The 16,436-nt window shown below is 55.5% G+C and carries 15 protein-coding genes; 12 read left to right on the forward strand and 3 right to left on the reverse strand.

Annotation, left to right across the window (positions count from 1 at the left end; translation table 11 throughout):
• Positions 1-16: 16 nt before the first annotated feature.
• The 3 genes from AC3ITA_RS21280 to AC3ITA_RS21290 form a co-directional block, all read right to left on the reverse strand.
• Entirely contained in the window at positions 17-1,492 is a 1,476-nt protein-coding gene (locus tag AC3ITA_RS21280; RefSeq protein WP_489278333.1) for an aldehyde dehydrogenase, read from the reverse strand.
• Positions 1,493-1,521: 29 nt separating this feature from the next.
• The gene (locus tag AC3ITA_RS21285; RefSeq protein WP_223434663.1) at positions 1,522-2,709 is read right to left on the reverse strand and encodes an OmpP1/FadL family transporter; all 1,188 of its coding nucleotides are present in this window, start codon (positions 2,707-2,709) and stop codon (positions 1,522-1,524) included.
• Positions 2,710-3,189: 480 nt separating this feature from the next.
• Positions 3,190-4,134, reverse strand: a complete 945-nt coding sequence (locus AC3ITA_RS21290) for a LysR family transcriptional regulator (RefSeq protein WP_223434664.1) — start codon at positions 4,132-4,134, stop codon at positions 3,190-3,192.
• Between the two features lie 296 nt (positions 4,135-4,430).
• Here AC3ITA_RS21290 and AC3ITA_RS21295 point away from each other — a divergent pair, with 296 nt between their 5' ends.
• From AC3ITA_RS21295 to AC3ITA_RS21350, 12 genes are all read left to right on the forward strand, one after another.
• A complete protein-coding gene (locus AC3ITA_RS21295; RefSeq protein ID WP_223434665.1) occupies positions 4,431-5,768 on the forward strand; it encodes a Rieske 2Fe-2S domain-containing protein in 1,338 nt (445 codons plus the stop codon).
• Positions 5,761-6,717 (forward strand): PDR/VanB family oxidoreductase, encoded by a 957-nt coding sequence (locus AC3ITA_RS21300; protein WP_223434666.1) that lies wholly within the window; start codon positions 5,761-5,763, stop codon positions 6,715-6,717. The genes AC3ITA_RS21295 and AC3ITA_RS21300 overlap by 8 nt, the downstream gene beginning before the upstream one ends.
• 122 nt (positions 6,718-6,839) lie before the next feature.
• Positions 6,840-7,733: a transporter gene (locus tag AC3ITA_RS21305; protein ID WP_223434667.1), complete on the forward strand. Its 894-nt coding sequence runs from the start codon at positions 6,840-6,842 to the stop codon at positions 7,731-7,733.
• Positions 7,734-7,759: 26 nt separating this feature from the next.
• Positions 7,760-8,494 carry a 4-oxalmesaconate hydratase gene (gene galB / locus AC3ITA_RS21310; RefSeq protein WP_223434668.1) on the forward strand — a complete coding sequence of 245 codons (735 nt, stop codon included), beginning with the start codon at positions 7,760-7,762 and terminating at the stop codon, positions 8,492-8,494.
• Entirely contained in the window at positions 8,491-9,201 is a 711-nt protein-coding gene (locus AC3ITA_RS21315; RefSeq protein ID WP_223434669.1) for a 4-carboxy-4-hydroxy-2-oxoadipate aldolase/oxaloacetate decarboxylase, read from the forward strand. The genes galB and AC3ITA_RS21315 overlap by 4 nt, the downstream gene beginning before the upstream one ends.
• A 518-nt stretch (positions 9,202-9,719) precedes the next feature.
• Positions 9,720-10,850 carry a 4-oxalomesaconate tautomerase gene (locus tag AC3ITA_RS21320; protein ID WP_223434707.1) on the forward strand — a complete coding sequence of 377 codons (1,131 nt, stop codon included), beginning with the start codon at positions 9,720-9,722 and terminating at the stop codon, positions 10,848-10,850.
• Between the two features lie 46 nt (positions 10,851-10,896).
• Entirely contained in the window at positions 10,897-11,802 is a 906-nt protein-coding gene (locus AC3ITA_RS21325) for an amidohydrolase family protein (RefSeq protein ID WP_223434670.1), read from the forward strand.
• A gap of 52 nt (positions 11,803-11,854) precedes the next feature.
• The gene (ligA, locus tag AC3ITA_RS21330; RefSeq protein WP_223434671.1) at positions 11,855-12,256 is read left to right on the forward strand and encodes a protocatechuate 4,5-dioxygenase subunit alpha; all 402 of its coding nucleotides are present in this window, start codon (positions 11,855-11,857) and stop codon (positions 12,254-12,256) included.
• Positions 12,249-13,088 (forward strand): class III extradiol dioxygenase subunit beta, encoded by an 840-nt coding sequence (locus AC3ITA_RS21335; protein ID WP_223434672.1) that lies wholly within the window; start codon positions 12,249-12,251, stop codon positions 13,086-13,088. The genes ligA and AC3ITA_RS21335 overlap by 8 nt, the downstream gene beginning before the upstream one ends.
• A complete protein-coding gene (locus AC3ITA_RS21340) occupies positions 13,081-14,097 on the forward strand; it encodes a Gfo/Idh/MocA family oxidoreductase (RefSeq protein WP_223434673.1) in 1,017 nt (338 codons plus the stop codon). Before AC3ITA_RS21335 ends, AC3ITA_RS21340 begins: the two co-directional genes overlap by 8 nt.
• 30 nt (positions 14,098-14,127) lie before the next feature.
• A complete protein-coding gene (locus tag AC3ITA_RS21345; protein ID WP_223434674.1) occupies positions 14,128-15,513 on the forward strand; it encodes an MFS transporter in 1,386 nt (461 codons plus the stop codon).
• 42 nt (positions 15,514-15,555) lie between these two features.
• Complete coding sequence (locus AC3ITA_RS21350; protein ID WP_223434675.1) at positions 15,556-16,260, forward strand: alpha/beta fold hydrolase; 705 nt, start codon at positions 15,556-15,558, stop codon at positions 16,258-16,260.
• Positions 16,261-16,436: the final 176 nt, after the last annotated feature.

Below are 16,436 nucleotides of genomic sequence, written 5' to 3' on the forward strand. Positions count from 1 at the left end.
ACCTGCGGTAAGGGGCTCAAACGCCGGGGAAGTAAATCGCTTGGGATTCGAGAAAAGCGTCCAGGCCTTCAGGACCGCCTTCACGTCCCATACCTGATTGCTTGAACCCGCCAAAAGGAACGTTGGGCGCCATCTGCAGACCATTAATGGTGACGTTTCCGGTCTTGACCTGGCGCGCAAAGGCGGCAGCCCGCTCGGTGGACGCGCTGAACACGCTCCCGCTGAGACCGAAATCGCTGTCGTTGGCCAGGCGCAGAGCGTGAGCTTCGTCCTCGTAGGCGAGGATCACTACCACCGGACCAAAGATCTCCTGGCGTGCAATCGTCATTTCAGGCGTCACGTCGACGAACACCGTTGGCTGAATGAAGAAACCCATTTCCCGTCCTTCGACCCGCGCACCGCCTGTGACGATTCGCGCACCTTCCTCCAACCCGGTCTGGATATAGGTCAATACGCGCTCATATTGAGTCGCACCAGCCACCGGCCCCACATGAGTCGTGTCGTCCCAAGGGTCGCCGATCGTCAGGCCGGCAACCGCCTGTGTATAGGCGGTGACGAATTCATCATGGCGCGACCGAGGCACCAGTAGCCGGGTTTGAGCGAAACAAATCTGTCCGGAAAACGGCATGCTGAAATGGGCAAGAACCCCGACAGTCGTTTGCAGGTCGGCGTCATCCAGCATGATGGCGGCGGACTTACCGCCCAGCTCCAGAGTGAAACGCGCCATGCGCTGGATACAAACGTTCGCGATGTCTTTGCCTACCGCAGTGCTGCCGGTAAAGCTGACCTTGTCGACCCCGGCTGATGCTACAAGGTAGGCACCTTCCTCACGATCTGCTGTGACGACATTGATCACGCCGTGCGGAATTCCCGCCTCTTCAGCGCATTCGGCCAACACCAAGGCATCGAAAGGTGATTCCGGCGGTGACTTGATAATCACGGTACACCCCGCTGCGAGTGCGGCGCCCAGCTTGTACGTCAGGATAGGTAGCTGCGCGTTCCAAGGCGCAATCAGCGCGACGACTCCCACCGGATGACGGACAACGCTGGCCTGGCCTTGGTACGTATCGCGAACCTGGGTGAATTCGAAAGTGTCAGCCAACTGCGCGTAGTAGTCGAGCATGGTTGGACCGAAACCGGAAAAAAGGCCTGCAAAACCCACTGGCGCACCGACCTGTGCGGTCCAGAGTCGCGTGAGCAGGGGTAAGCGATCGTTAACGATCTCTGCAAACTGCCGCAAATGAGTTGCCCGCTGCGGACCTGTCATGCGCGCCCACGGTCCCACATCGAACGCTTGCCGCGCTGCCGCGACAGCTTGGTCGATGTCGGAAAAATTGGCCAAAGGTACATCGCACAGTGGCGCTTCGGTAGAAGGATCGATCAGCACGCGGCGCTGGACTCCGTGCACTGGCAACCATTTACCTGCGATGAAAAAACACGAACGAACGTTATCCGACAGTTCTTTTTTAAAGTCGAAGATGGGCTGTTTCATGGCAACTCCCGGTAAGTAGCGATGGTTGATCAGAATTTGTAGCCATAGCCCATTACGACGTAGCCGTACTTGACGTCGATGGTTGACCCGTCGCTTTTGCCGGTGCCGGTCACGTGCTCGCTGAGGTCTTTAACTAATCCAAAGGTTGCCTCACCGTGATCGCCTACCGTGCGTGTCACGCCAGCGCTGTAGGATTTGTGCAGTAGCCCTGGAATCAGAATGTTGGCAACGAGGGAATCGCTGGCGAACTGACGGTTGGCGTAGTTGATGCCCGTACGGACGGTCCACTGTTCATCGAGTTGATAGGCCAGCCCCAGGCGCATGTTGTGCTGATCACGCCAGCCGAAGGTTTGATCGCTGTTGAGTGCTTCAACCCCAGACCAGCGGATCAACCGGTAATCGAAGGCTACGGTCAACTGGCTGGTGGGTCGCCAGGCCAACCCGGCGCCGAGAATTTCAGGGCTGTCGAGCTTGCCGTCCGAGACCGCCAACAGGTCATCCTTATATCCGTCGAAGCTGGTGGCTTTTTGTTTGCTGGTATACGAGACACCCAATGTCAGAGGGGCGACGGGGGTCCACAGGGCACCTAGGCGAAAACCATAGCTCCAGGCGCCTTGGGTACCATGGTCGGGCAAGATGGCTGGACCGGCTGGCGTTGGCAGAGCAGTGCCACGGACTAAAAGTGACTGGTACGCCGCGGTAACTGAAACACCCAGCGCAAAGTTGTCAGTAACTTTATACGCTAACGTTGGCGCCACACCGGCCTGTTTGAGCATCGCCTGAAACCGTGGCAAACCTTGGTTCTGAAACAGTGGGCCATCGTAGTCCCAGCCCACGCCTGCACCGATGGAAGACACACCCAAGCTCAACTTCGGTGAAAGGTCGTAGTTGAATCCAAACTCCGGGATGGGCACTGTTTTGTGGCCACGCAGACGATTGTCCGGGGAGCCATAAGTAGCCTCGTTACTGCCGATGAATAGCTGAATGTCGCCGTCAACTCGATTGCCTACATACGCCATGCCGGCCGGGTTGGAAGCGGCGGCCATGGAGTCCTGTGGCAATGCAATTGACGCACCGCCCATCGTTACACTTTTCAACCCTTGGCCATCGGTATATAGACCATTGGAAGCATGCGTCATGTCCGGAGCGCCTAGTGCCAACCCCCCCATGCAACCTGCCAAAGTCCGGACGACGTAGTGCCTGAACGTAGTGCTCATGATCCCTCTCTTTTGTTTTTATGGTGAGGCGACAGCAAAGTGACTAAGCCGAGAACCGGATAGTCATTAGTGTAAATTTTCAGGGCGCCAACATGCCGTAATTACCCCCTGGTTAGTTGACACTTTGGTGGTTCATTCATGCTGAATCGAAGCCTGACAAGGCCTCCGTTGCGACTTAGCCAATACTTAATTAATTGGCCACGGGAGGAAAAAGGTATACGACCTCAGGCAATAGCAAGTCGAAGACTAAATGCTCGGCGGGAGAGATAGCGCGATCGGAAAACAGTCCGCGAGAAGTTTCACCCTGCATGGGAAAGTAGAGGCTTGAAGTCTGAGTCATTATTGGCGCTCGCAATCATCGCTTCTTATTGGTCAGAACGTAACGGCATGTAACCGTCGTCCTGTGAAGCGATGGTAGAGAGGCCAATGGACACCAGCAATGCGATCTGGCGCATGACTGTTATCGAATAAAAGCATCGATCAGGTGGGCAGCATCAGTGAGCGTACGGCAATCGACCGTTGCCGGATTTCTTCACGAATGATTGAGTCGATAAGCCCCAATGCTTGCTGGGTTAACAGGTTACATGGCCGATGAGTGGAAGTGGCCAACCAAAGGCTGGTGGCCAGTTCTGGCTCTATCGCCCGAACACTAAGAAGTTTATCGAGGTGACAGTTATCGTCACCGATGGCGTTCATTGGCAGGACTGCGTGGCCGTGTCCCCGCCGCACCAGCTCATGGATGGCCGGAATGCTCTCTATCTCGTAACGCACTTTGATTTTTCGCTCTACCGTCGCTAGGGACTGCTCAAGCAAGAGACGAATATTGTTCGGCCGTCCCGGGATGATGAATTGCAGCTCGGCGAGCGCTTCAAGGCTGATAGAACCACCAATCGTGACATCGTCGTCAGGGGTGCGCGGTGAGATCAGAAACAGCGGCTCTTCAGCTAGAGGCAGGAGATCCACATTCGCCGTAGGCATGGTGTTATAGACCACTCCGCAATCGAGTCGACCAATACCCAACCACTCGAGAATATGAGTCGACAACCCCTCCACCAAGCACAGTGTCACGCCTGGAAACTGTTCACGGAACGCCTCCACCAACGGAACCGTAGCGGTGCGCCCCAAACTGGGTGGCCAGCCCAAAACCAAACGCCCTTCGGCGACATTGCGGTGTTGATCAATGTCGGCTCGCGCCAGATCGATTTGCCGAAGAATGCCTCGCGAATGTTTGAGCAACCGGGTGCCCGCCGCCGTGAGCGTAACGCCACGACCTGTGCGCTCGAACAGTGACGCGCGCAGTTCGATTTCCAACTGGCGGATCTGACGGCTCAGTGCCGGTTGAGCGATATCGAGAAAAGCCGATGCCTTACTGAAACTACCCAGTTCCGCGACCTGACTGAAATATTCAAGCTGCTTGATGTCCATTCCAATCCCGTTTTTTTAGTTGTGAGGGTTGGCTGATTGTGCCGTTGCATTACTTATCAGAATGCACCCCAGCGGCTCGTATCACAACTGCAGCACCACCGAGCAGGGTTATCGAAATTTTGCATAGCTGTTTTTGCATAGCTGCTAGTGGCGGTGCGTTATTGATCGACTCCGCCGCCAACCCTCACTGTTGACACCAGCTTATGACTAATGAGCCTCCAATAAAAACGTAACCGTCCGCCTGCGCAGGTTCATTCCTCCCGGTAGTTCGGTACTTCAAAAACAGGATTTAAAAGATGGACCAGACAAGCCTGATCCCTGTGGTTCAAGACAGTATTCCAAATGAGCGCGGCCCTGGACGCTACCAATATCTGACTCGCACCAACCGCGGAACACCGGCCGGCGAACTCCTGCGCCGCTACTGGCAGCCCATTGCCCTGGCTGATGCCGTACCACCCGGCTCAGCGCCTTTCCCTGTGCGGATCATGGGCGAAGACCTGGTGCTGTTTCGCGATGATAAAGGTGAAGTAGGGCTGATCAATCGCAAGTGTGCGCACCGCTGCGCAGACCTGGCTTTGGGTCGTATCGAAGATGGCGGTCTGCGCTGTCCATATCACGGCTGGCTGTTCGACGGTAAAGGCAAATGCCTTGATCAACCGGCGGAACATTCCCCAAACGCCAAGGACAAGGTACGCACTCATTCCTATCCGCTGCATGAAGCGGCCGGTGCGTTCTGGGCCTACATGGGGCCTGGCGAGCCGCCGCTTTTTCCTAACTACCCGGCGCTCGCGGGCGGCGATGAACACCGTTATACCTGCCGTTGGCGCGGTGATTGCAACTGGCTGCAAGCCAGTGAAGGCAACATTGACCCGGTGCATACCTCCTATCTGCATCAGGTGAATCTGACCGACGAAACCATGCAAGCGCGCTGGGGTGTATTTTCAAACAAAGCACGTCCGATCATCAGCATCGAAGACACCCGGTTCGGTGTTCGTCTTTATACCAAGCGCGCCATTGGCGAAACCCGCGACACCTCAATCCGAATCACAAATTACGTCATGCCTAACGCCTGCGCGGTCGGTGGATTCGAAGGTTATCTGGGGGACGGCGGTCTCACGATGTTGTGGGACGTACCAATCGACGATCATGCGCACTGGCGTTGGGAATTCATCTATCACCGCAGCGGGCAACTCGATAAAGAAAGTCTGGAGAAGCAATACCAGGCAGAGAAAGATGAACACGACCGCATGCTGCGCGCCGATGACCCGCTCTTTATGCAAGATCGCGATTCGATGAAAGAAGCTGCCTACCTGGGCATGGGCGAATGTTTCTCTGTGCACGATATTGCAATTACCCAATCCCAAGGCGTCATCCACGATCATACCCAAGAGCATTTGGGCGCAACGGACGTGGCGATCATGCGCGCACGCCGGATGCTTGACGAGGGCGCCCGCGATGTACTCGAAGGCAAGGATCCACGCGGCGTGGTGCGCACGGTCGAAGAAAACAACTTCAAAGACATGGTAGTGATCACTGGCGTCATTGATCCTAATACCAGCCAGGAATCGTTCTGCACGCTCCACTCCGAGGATCACCTGTTCGCCCCTGAAAGCAGCGGAGGTCGTGATGTTTGAGGTCACCCTTACCCGCAAAGAGCTTGAAGCCGAAAATATTTTTCTGTTCGAGTTCCAGCATCCTGATGGCAGGGCTTTGCCACCGTTCACGGCGGGCTCGCACATCGACGTGCAAGTCCGACCGGGGCTGATTCGTCAATACTCGCTCTGCAATCATCCGGATGAACGCCATCGTTATCAGTTGGGTGTCTTGCAAACCGCAGACTCCCGCGGCGGCTCCAAAGGCATGCATGAGGATTTGCACGTTGGTCAAACGGTGTGGATCAGCGAGCCGCGCAACCTGTTCGAGCTGGAACCGGAGGCCGATCATTCCCTGTTATTCGCTGGCGGTATCGGCATCACTCCCATCCTCAGCATGGCTGAAGTCTTGAATGATCGGGGACAGTCGTTTTCCCTCTTCTACTTCGCTCGTAGCGCCGCCAGCGCTGCATTCGTGAAGCGAGTCGAAGCGTCGTCCTACAGCAGCAGCAGCCAATGCCAATTCGATGTCGATGATGGTCAAGCGCGTCTGGATGTCAGGGAGTTGCTCAGTCATCCGCAGCCGCACAAGCACCTCTATATTTGCGGCCCCGGCGGGTTCATGGACTTCGTTCTCGGCATCGCACGCGAACTGCATTGGCCAGAGGCAAATCTGCACCGCGAGTATTTCAGCGCGCCCGCTAGCGGCGAAGAACAAAGCAGTGATCAGTTTGAGATCCAAGTGGCAAGCACCGGCCAGGTTCTTGAGGTTGGCCCCCAGCAAACGGTAACGGATGTGTTGCTGGCGGTGGGCATCGAGATTCCGGTTTCCTGTCAGCAGGGCATCTGCGGCACATGTGTGACGAAGGTGCTGGATGGGGTTCCTGATCATCGGGACTACTACCTGAGTGATCGCGAAAAAACCTCAAACGACCAATTCACGCCTTGCTGCTCACGCGCCAAAAGCAAGCGGTTGGTTCTCGACCTTTAACCCGGAGCTGGCGAGTGACCACGCTCGCTCGCCGGCTCTGCCTTTTATTGATGGTCTGACTCGTAGCAATCACCAGAATAACGATCGTGTATTCCGAACAAAAACAACAACGGAGACAACGCATGATTTCATTACCTCGCTGTATACGCAACGCCGCCATTCCAGTCGGCGCATTCGCTTCGCTTGGCTGTTTTACGGAAGCGTGGGCGCTGGACGTCTCACCCGGTGCTTACCTGCCCGCCCCGGCCGGTAGCAGCATCGCAATGCTGTATCTGGGAGGTGGGCGGGCAACTGAATACCACCCGGAAAAAGGCCCGACCGTGGACCACGACACTCAACTGGATACCCGGACCGGACTGATTCGGCTCTTCCACATGATTGATGTCGACCAGACGAGAGTTCAGGTGCAACTCGGACTGCCTTTCGGCTCACAAAAACTAAAAGTGAGCGGCAACCATGTCGGCGATGATTCAGGCCTGGCCGACCCATTCGTGGCGGTGACAGCGTGGCCCCTCAACGACACGGTGAATAAACGTTATCTGGGGATCACCGGCTATCTGTTCTTGCCTCAGGGCAGCTATGACAATGACAGCAAAGTCAACATGGGCAACAACCGCTATTCCGCCGCCCTGCAAGCCGGCTATGTACATAGCTTCGGTGCCTGGCGCGCTGAGCTGACCGGCGACGTCAGTTGGTACGGCGACAATACGGAATCAACGCCAGTCAATCGCACACTTAAGCAAGATCCCGTGTACACCCTACAGCCGTGGCTCAGTTACACCTTCGCCAACAAGGTCACCACTTCGGTCGGGCTGACCCGAACCTGGGGTGGCGATTCGACCCTGGACGGCGTTGATACCGGCAGACGTTCAGATTCGACCCGCGCGCGCGCCGGATTGGGCTACTGGATTAGACCAGACGTGCAATTGTATTCGGAGCTCACTCGCGACCTCCAAGTGGATGGCGGATACAAGTTCGATTACTCAGGTTTTGTGCGTATTGGCTACTTCTTCTGATTATTGAAAGACAAAGGAACTCCGACATGTCAAACGAACAAAAATCCGCACTGGTGGTGAGCGCGCACTCGGCTGATTTTGTCTGGCGCGCCGCTGGCGCCATCGCTCTGCATACCCAGCAAGGCTACAAGGTTCACATTGTGTGCCTGTCCTTTGGCGAAAGGGGTGAGTCGGCAAAAATGTGGCGCAAAGGTGAAATGACCGAAGACAAGGTCAAGGTCGGACGTCGGGCCGAAGCCCAGGCAGCAGCGGACATCCTTGGCGCCACTATCGAGTTTTTCGACATTGGTGATTATCCAATGAGAGCGGACAAAGAAGTGCTGTTCCGCCTAGCTGATGTGTTTCGTCGGGTGCAGCCGGCATTTGCATTGAGCCACTCTCTCAAGGACCCCTACAACTACGACCACCCTTTGGCGACGCACCTCACCCAGGAAGCGCGCATCATTGCCCAAGCCGAGGGATATCGCCCAGGGGAAAAAATCGTTGGTGCGCCGCCGGTTTACAGCTTCGAACCGCATCAGCCGGAACAGTGCGAGTGGAAACCCGACGTACTGCTGGACATCACGCCCGTGTGGGATAAAAAACTGGCCGCTATCAAATGCATGGCCGGACAGGAGCATCTCTGGGAGTACTACACCCGGGTCGCTTTACAGCGTGGCGTTCAGGCCAAGCGGAATATCGGAATCACGGCCCAGCGTGACATCATTTATGCCGAGGGCTATCAGAGCGTCTTCCCACGTGTAACAGGAGACTTGTCATGAGCGGGGTCGCAATTCGAAATTTACCGCGATTCTCCCAGCAAATCGGCGAGGAACTGGCGGTATTGGGGGTGGCTACAGTCCATGAGGCTCAGGGCCGTAGCGGGTTGCTGCAGACCTACATGCATCCAATCTACAAGGGCGCGGCGATTGCTGGCCCGGCGGTGACTGTCCTTGCTCAACCCGGCGATAACTGGATGCTGCATGTGGCGGTGGAAATGTGCAAACCTGGAGACATCCTGGTGGTGGGCTGCACCTCGGAAAACCATGACGGTATGTTTGGTGACCTTCTTGCGACCTCACTCATGGCCAGGGGCGTGCGGGGCTTGATCATAGATGCAGGCTGTAGAGACGTGTCCACGCTAACCGCAATGGGTTTCCCTGTCTGGTCGCGATCGATCAGTGCCAAGGGCACGATCAAGGCTACCTTGGGGTCGGTCAATATTCCAATCGTCTGCGCTGGCGCTTACATCGTTGCTGGCGACGCAATCGTGGCTGACGATGACGGTGTTGTCGTAGTGCCCCATTCAAACGTGGAGAAAGTGCTCGCCGCAGCCAAGCAACGTGAAGCACTGGAGATTGGCAAGCGTAATCGGCTGGCCAGCGGTGAGCTTGGGCTGGACATCTATGATATGCGCCCAACCTTGCAGGCACATGGACTCGTCTATTACGACGACCTGCTTCAATACCAAGATAAAAACGCTGGCTAAAATACGCTTGTTAAACCGACCCTGGTTAATGCTGGGGTCGCGTTAAATAATTAAACTGAATTAGCACTCATTGTAAGTGGGCTTGCTTGCCTATTAAGTTTATCTAAGAGATTTTGCTAATAACCTCATTTAATTGGGCGCTCCCGAGAAACTGGAGTACACAAAGGGTTCCTGGCCGCGCAGGCTGTTATTGCCGACAACATCGCCGGCTTGGATCAGTCGATTTACTCCAAATAGCAGTTTGACAATCACCGACACTTCGGACTGGCGTTTTGACTCGACGTGCAATGGGAGCTCGCACGACCAGATCTATATGGAGCAGCTAATGCCATTCATACCGCGACGACTCGTGCGCTCAATGCTAGTAGCAAATTGAGCGATGCTTTTATTCGATAACAGTCATATACCGGATCGCATTGCTGGACTTGGTAGGGCTACCTATCATGATTTAACGGGACGGCGGTAATTAAACACCTCTGCATCCTGACTAATAAGAAGCGACGATTGCGAGCACAATGATGACTCAGACTTCGATCCCTTGCCTTTTCATGCGTGGAGGTACTTCACGCGGTCCTTTTTTCGATCGGGCTGATCTGCCGGTCGATATCTCTACCCGCGATCGTGTCCTACTCGCCATCATGGGTTCCCCCGACCGTCGACAGATCGATGGCTTGGGTGGCGCCCATCCGCTGACGAGCAAAGTGGGCATTGTTGGTATCAGTAATGTTCCGGGTGTGAATCTGGAGTTTCTCTTTGCACAACTCCAGCCCGACAGCGATCGAGTCGATACCACGGCCAATTGCGGCAACATGCTCGCTGCCGTGGTGCCGTTTGCCCTGGAGCGCGGATTGGTTAAAGCCCAAAGCGATGTGACGACATTGCGTGTGCTCACACTCAATACCGGAATGCAGTGTGACATCACCGTACAGACGCCGAGTTCAGGTGACGCGCGTCACGTCGAATATGCGGGTGCCACACGCATCGATGGTGTACCGGGGCAGGCTGCTCCAATCGGTATCAACTTTCTTGAAACCGCCGGATCGGTCTGTTCAGGTTTACTGCCTACCGGCAATCGGCGCGATCGGATCATGTTGCCGGACGGCTTCTCCTTGGACGTGACTTGCATTGACAATGGCATGCCAATGGTCCTCATTCCCGCCAGCGCGCTAGGGCGCACAGGTTCAGAACCAACTTCAATGCTTAACGCCGACGACGAGCTCAAGACCCAGCTTGAAGCTTTGCGACTGGTGTGCGGCGACTTGATGGGGCTGGGTGATGTCAGCGCGCGCAACTACCCAAAAATGTGTCTGATTGCCTCCCCGCTGCAAGGCGGCAGCATCGTCACTCGCTGCTTTATTCCCCATGTATGCCACGACGCTATCGGTGTGCTGGCCGCTGTCACCGTCGCCACCGCCTGCGTCCTTACCGGCACGGTAGCTGACGGACTGGCCGAGGTGCACGGAGGGCTCAAACAGACCGTCAGCGTGGAACACCCGACTGGCGAATTCACTCTGGAACTAGGCCTTGAATCTTCCTCCGACGGTCGCGACCCCACGGTGACGAGTGCCACCCTGTTGCGAACCGCTCGGCTGTTGATGCGCGGTGAAGTCTTCATCCCGCAGGCCGTCTGGCCTGGATTCACGGACTGACTCCAGTCTTAAAAAACGCAGCGTTCCACCTCAATCGAGAGTAATCATGACTAGCGATATCACCCCCGGCTGGCTTAATTTTCACCCCGATCCAAGTAAGCCGTCCTTCCAATTGCCTCCGGGCGCCGTGGATGCTCACTGTCATGTGTTCGGTCCCGCGGCCAGTTTTCCCTTCGCACCAGAAAGAAAATACACACCGTGCGACGCGTCCAAAGAACAGCTATTCGCCTTGCATCGACGCCTCGGATTTGACCGTAGCGTGATCGTGCAGGCCACCTGCCATGGCAGTGACAATCGAGCTTTGGTCGACGCTTTGCTGCACTCCGGCGGTCGGGCTCGCGGTGTCGTTACGCTCAAGAACAACGTAACCGACGAAGAGTTGCGTGAGCTTCATAACGCAGGTGTGAGGGGCGTGCGGTTCAACTTCGTCAAGCGACTGGTGGACTTCACCCCTCGTGAAGAATTACAGGCTATTGCGCAGCGTATCGCGCCATTAGGCTGGCATGTGGTGGTGTATTTCGAGGCGCAGGACTTAACTGAGCTTTGGGATTTCTTCGTTGGTCTACCACTGCCAGTGGTGGTCGACCACATGGGTCGCCCTGACGTCAGTGAAAACGTTGACGGACCATCATTCGGCCTGTTCCTGCGCTTGCTCGACGAGCACTCAAATATCTGGACCAAAGTCAGTTGCCCGGAGCGTTTGAGTTTCAGCGGCCCTGCGGCCTTGAATGGCGAATCACATCCATATCGCGATGCCATTCCTTTTGCCCGAAAGGTCGTCGAAACGTTCCCTGACAGGGTGCTTTGGGGGACGGATTGGCCCCATCCCAATCTCAAGGATCACATGCCTGATGACGGATTGCTGGTGGATGTCATCCCACGCATAGCGATCACCGCCGAGCTGCAACGCAAACTGCTGGTCGACAACCCGACACGATTGTATTGGGCCTGATTCATCGGCGAAACCAGCCTATTAAACCCTGATTTTTCTTATCGGAGCCGCTATGAACCGGCCAAAAGACTACGACGACATACCCGGCACTTATGTGTTCGACGGTAGCCACCATCGTAAGGGCTATGCGCTGAACATGTTCTGCAAGTCCCTGGACCTGGCTGAAAACCGTGAGTCGTTTCGCCGCGACCCATTGGGTTATCTGCGGCGTCACCCGATGACCGAACAACAACACGCCGCGGTGATGAAGCGCGAATGGCTGGAGATGTTGAGGTTGGGTGGGAACATTTATTACACATTCAAATTGGCCATTTTCGATGGCCTGAGCATGCAGCAAGCAGGTGCAGCCATGTCCGGCAACGGAATGTCCCTCGAGGCGTTCCAGAAAATGATGCTCGATGGCGGTCGCTCCATCGTTGGCAATCGCAGCAAGAAGGAGCAAATGCATGGCTGACTTAATTGGCGGGATAGGTACATCTCATGTGCCGGCCATTGGCGCGGCAATCGACCATGGCAAGACCGGCGAACCCTATTGGAAACCCTTGTTCGACGGAGTCGAACCTGCACGCGCGTGGATTGCCGAGCACAAGCCGGACGTTTGTATCGTCGTCTACAACGATCATGCTTCGCAGTTCGATCTGTCGCTGATCCCGACCTTTGCCCTTGGCATGGGAACGACGTTCGATATTCACGATGAAGGCTATGGGCCACGGCCTGTGCCGCAAGTGCAAGGTGATCCTGACTTTGCCTGGCACCTCGCCGAGTCGCTGATTCTCGACGAGTTTGACATGACTCTGGTGACTGACATGACCGTCGACCACGGGTTGACGGTGCCGTTGTCGTTGGCCTACGGGCAGCCTGACGTATGGCCGTGCAAGGTGATCCCTTTGTGCGTGAACGTCATTCAATACCCTCCCCCAACGGGTAACCGCTGTTTCCAATTGGGCAGGGCATTGCGTCGTGCCATCGACAGTTACGACAAAGACATCAAAGTCGCTATCTTCGGCACGGGGGGCATGTCCCATCAGCTTCAGGGCGAACGGGCGGGGTTGACCAACCGGGAGTATGACCTCAAGTGGCTGGATCAATTCGTCAGTGATCCGGCCACACTCCTGAATATCGGACACACCGAGTATCTGCGTGAAACAGGCTCGGAAGGTATCGAACTCGTGATGTGGTTGATCATGCGTGGCGCCATGAACGAGCGAGTCCGCGAGCTGCATCGCTTCCACCATATCCCCGTCTCCAATACAGCCTATGGTCTGCTGGTGCTGGAAAATGACTGATTCAGATACCGGGGCTCGGGTGCGGATTGCGCTGGTAGGCCTCGGCGCGTTTGGGCGAAAACATCTGGACGTGCTGGCGAACATTGAGACCGCTGTAGTTACGGCGTTGGTTGGTATCGACGCGACGCAAAACCGCTTGCTCGCCGCCCACTATGGTATTGGCAGAACCTACTGCGAACTCGATGATGCGCTGGCTGATTCCAACGTCGATGCACTGATTCTGTGTACGCCTACGCCTTTGCACGCTTCCCAGGCTATCCGGTGCCTGGAGGCCGGCAAGCATGTGCTGGTGGAAATTCCGATGGCAGAGAACCTGCCCGATGCAGAGCGCCTGCTGAAGTTAAGCGCCAAAAGTCCTCGCGTTGCGATGGTCGGGCACACGCGGCGCTTCAACCCCTCCCATCAGTGGCTGCATCAGCAGATACGTGAGGACCATTTACGCCTGCAGCACCTAGTGGTCTCCACGCACTTTATGCGCCGTGAAAATCTCAACGCCGAAGGCCAGCCTAGACAATGGACTGACAGTTTGTTGTGGCATCACGCTGCACATACCGTCGACCTTTTCCAGTATCAGACAGACAGTGAAGTCATCGCCTGGAACGTACTGCAAGGTCCACTGGACCCGCAGTTGGGGATCGCAATGGACCTCTCACTGCAACTTAAGAGTAGCAATGGCGCGTTGTGCAGCTTGAGCCTGAGCTTCAACAACGAAGGTCCATTTGGCAGTCACTTTCGTTTTATCGGCGATCGAGGTACCTACCTCGCCCGTTATGACGAGTTGAGCGACGGCTATGGGTTGCCCGTCGACCTGTCGAGCATCGGGCCATATGCCGATGGCATCGAGTTGCAGGATCGGGAATTCGTCGATGCGATACGCAACGATCGCGCGCCTCGCTCCAGTGTAAGCGGTGTCATGAACTGCTACCGCTTGCTGGGTGCGATACAGGATTCGATGCTCCCCCGCGAAAACTTCACCCCACCCACGGATCGCTTCTCGGTTCGTAATTGATCCATAACCAAATCACAAGGCAGAACAATAATGAATAATGCTGCTGATATCTTGGACGCTATTAAAAAAGGGAAAATGAGCCATTATCAGATTCTGATCGTTGCGCTCTGTACCCTTATTGCCGGCCTGGATGGCTTCGACGTTCTTGTGGTGGCCTATACCGGCCCCGCAATATCGATAAATTGGGGGCTTGCCCCCACCGACCTTGGGCTCTTATTCAGTGCTGGTCTGGCAGGAATGGGACTCGGCGCTGTTGCAGTTGCGCCGATCGGCGACATTGTCGGGCGAAAGCCGACGATCATGTTTTGCATGATGCTATTGCTGGTAGGGATGGGATTATCTGCGTTTACCAGCGGACTCGGCGAGCTCGCTTTCATGCGCTTGGTCACCGGGATCGGCATTGGCGGAATTCTGGCCAACGTGAACATCATGGTGACTGAGTATTCGTCGGCTCGCCGAAAAGCATTGTGCGTCTCGCTCATGGCGCTCGGGTATCCAGTAGGCGCTACGTTGGGCGGAATCTTCTCCGTGTTTCTCATTCAAGCGTACGGATGGCAGTCGGTGTATTTGTTTGGTGCTGGCGCCGCCGCGCTATTGCTTCCTCTCATCTGGATTGCCATGCCAGAGTCGGTCGACTACTTGATTGCTAAAAAACCGGCCAATGCTTTGGAGCGTTGTAACCGGATTTTATCGAAAATGGGAATGCCCCAACTGGACCTGCTTCCAACTCATCACTCCGTAACGGACACCAAGCCTGGTTTTTTTGCGTTGCTTAAGAGTGGCGACATGGTCAGTCGATTGTTTTTTACCAGCGTCGTTTATTTCACAGTCATGATGACTTGTTACTTCCTACTCAGCTGGACACCGCAAATCCTCACACGGAGTGGTATGACTCAAACCATGGGAATTTCAGGCTCTCTGTTAATGAACCTGGGTGGAATAGCAGGTTGCTTGGTCTATGGCTTTTTGGCGCAAAAACTTGGGCCTAGAGCGTTAGCTGCAGCGTTCATGCTGGGGCTGGTCATTACCGCCGTGTCATTCGCCGCCGCACCGGGAGCGAGCATGGCTCTACTGGTAGCGGCCATTGCAGTAGGCTTCTGCTTGTTCTCCGCGGTCAATTCGCTTTACGTACTGGTTCCAGGCGTCTTCCCTGTACACGTGCGGAGCACTGGCACCGGCATTGCCATGGGCGCGGGCCGGCTTGGTGCTGTAGCAGGGCCGCTTTTAGCTGGATATCTGATAGCGATGGGTCTCGATAAAACCGTGTATATCGCAATTCTCTCGGCACCTATGATCATTGCAGCGATCGTCTTGGTTAAGCTAAGACCTTTCCAGGACTCTGCCAAAAAAAGCGTAGATGTTTCGCTAAATCCAATAGCAACCAGCAGCAGGCCAGTCGGTGAAAATAGCCATTAGTCTGCATAGGCGTTTTCAACTGCAGCAGTAGTCGAGCCACATATGAAGCCAGATCTCTTACTCCTGTCGGGTCTCATGTGTGACGACACCATTTGGATGAAGGTGATGCCAGGTCTGGCACGCCACGCTCGAATCATGACGATTGATTTCAGCGGGTTCGATAAAATAGGAGCGATGGCCGAGCGGGTGCTAGACGTGGCACCCGATCGGTTCTCGCTCGCAGGTCATTCTATGGGGGCTCGAGTTGCACTCGAAGTCTACCGCCGTGCGCCACAGCGTATAACCCGTATAGCCCTTCTCAGCACAGGTGTGCACCCCGTCAAACCTGGCGAAAGTCATTCCCGCGAGGCGCTGGTAGACCTTGCGTATCAACACGGCATGGTCGCAGTCGTAGAGCGCTGGTTACCGCCTATGTTGCTCCCTAAGCATGCCCAAAGTGCTGCATTCATTGAGCCACTCCGTGAAATGGTTTTGCGAATGACGCCAGATATATTGGCACGTCAGATCAAGGCATTGCTGAATCGGAAGGACGCCTCCCTGCAATTAGCGGCCATCAATTGCCCAACTCTGGTTGGCGTTGGCCGGCAGGATGCATGGAGCCCTGTAACGCAGCACGAATTCATAACTAGCCGAGTTACCGGCTCCCATTTGAAGGTATTCGAGGACAGTGGACATATGGCTCCTTTTGAGGCTTCACTCCAAGTTCAAAACGCCTTGCTCGATTGGTTGAAACTCGAAACAGCATAAACTCCTTTGGATTCAGACGAGCACGGCAGCACTATCCACCTTCTCCGTCTTATACCGTCGTTCCAAAGAATTCCCGGACGTCGATACTCGATCGTTCGCCAATCTTCCGTTAGTACTCCATAAGTCACGCCTCGCAAAGAGTCGTCCGTTTTCGCGCGGTTCACAAAGGAAGGCCC

The organism is Pseudomonas sp. GL_090 (assembly GCF_057837765.1).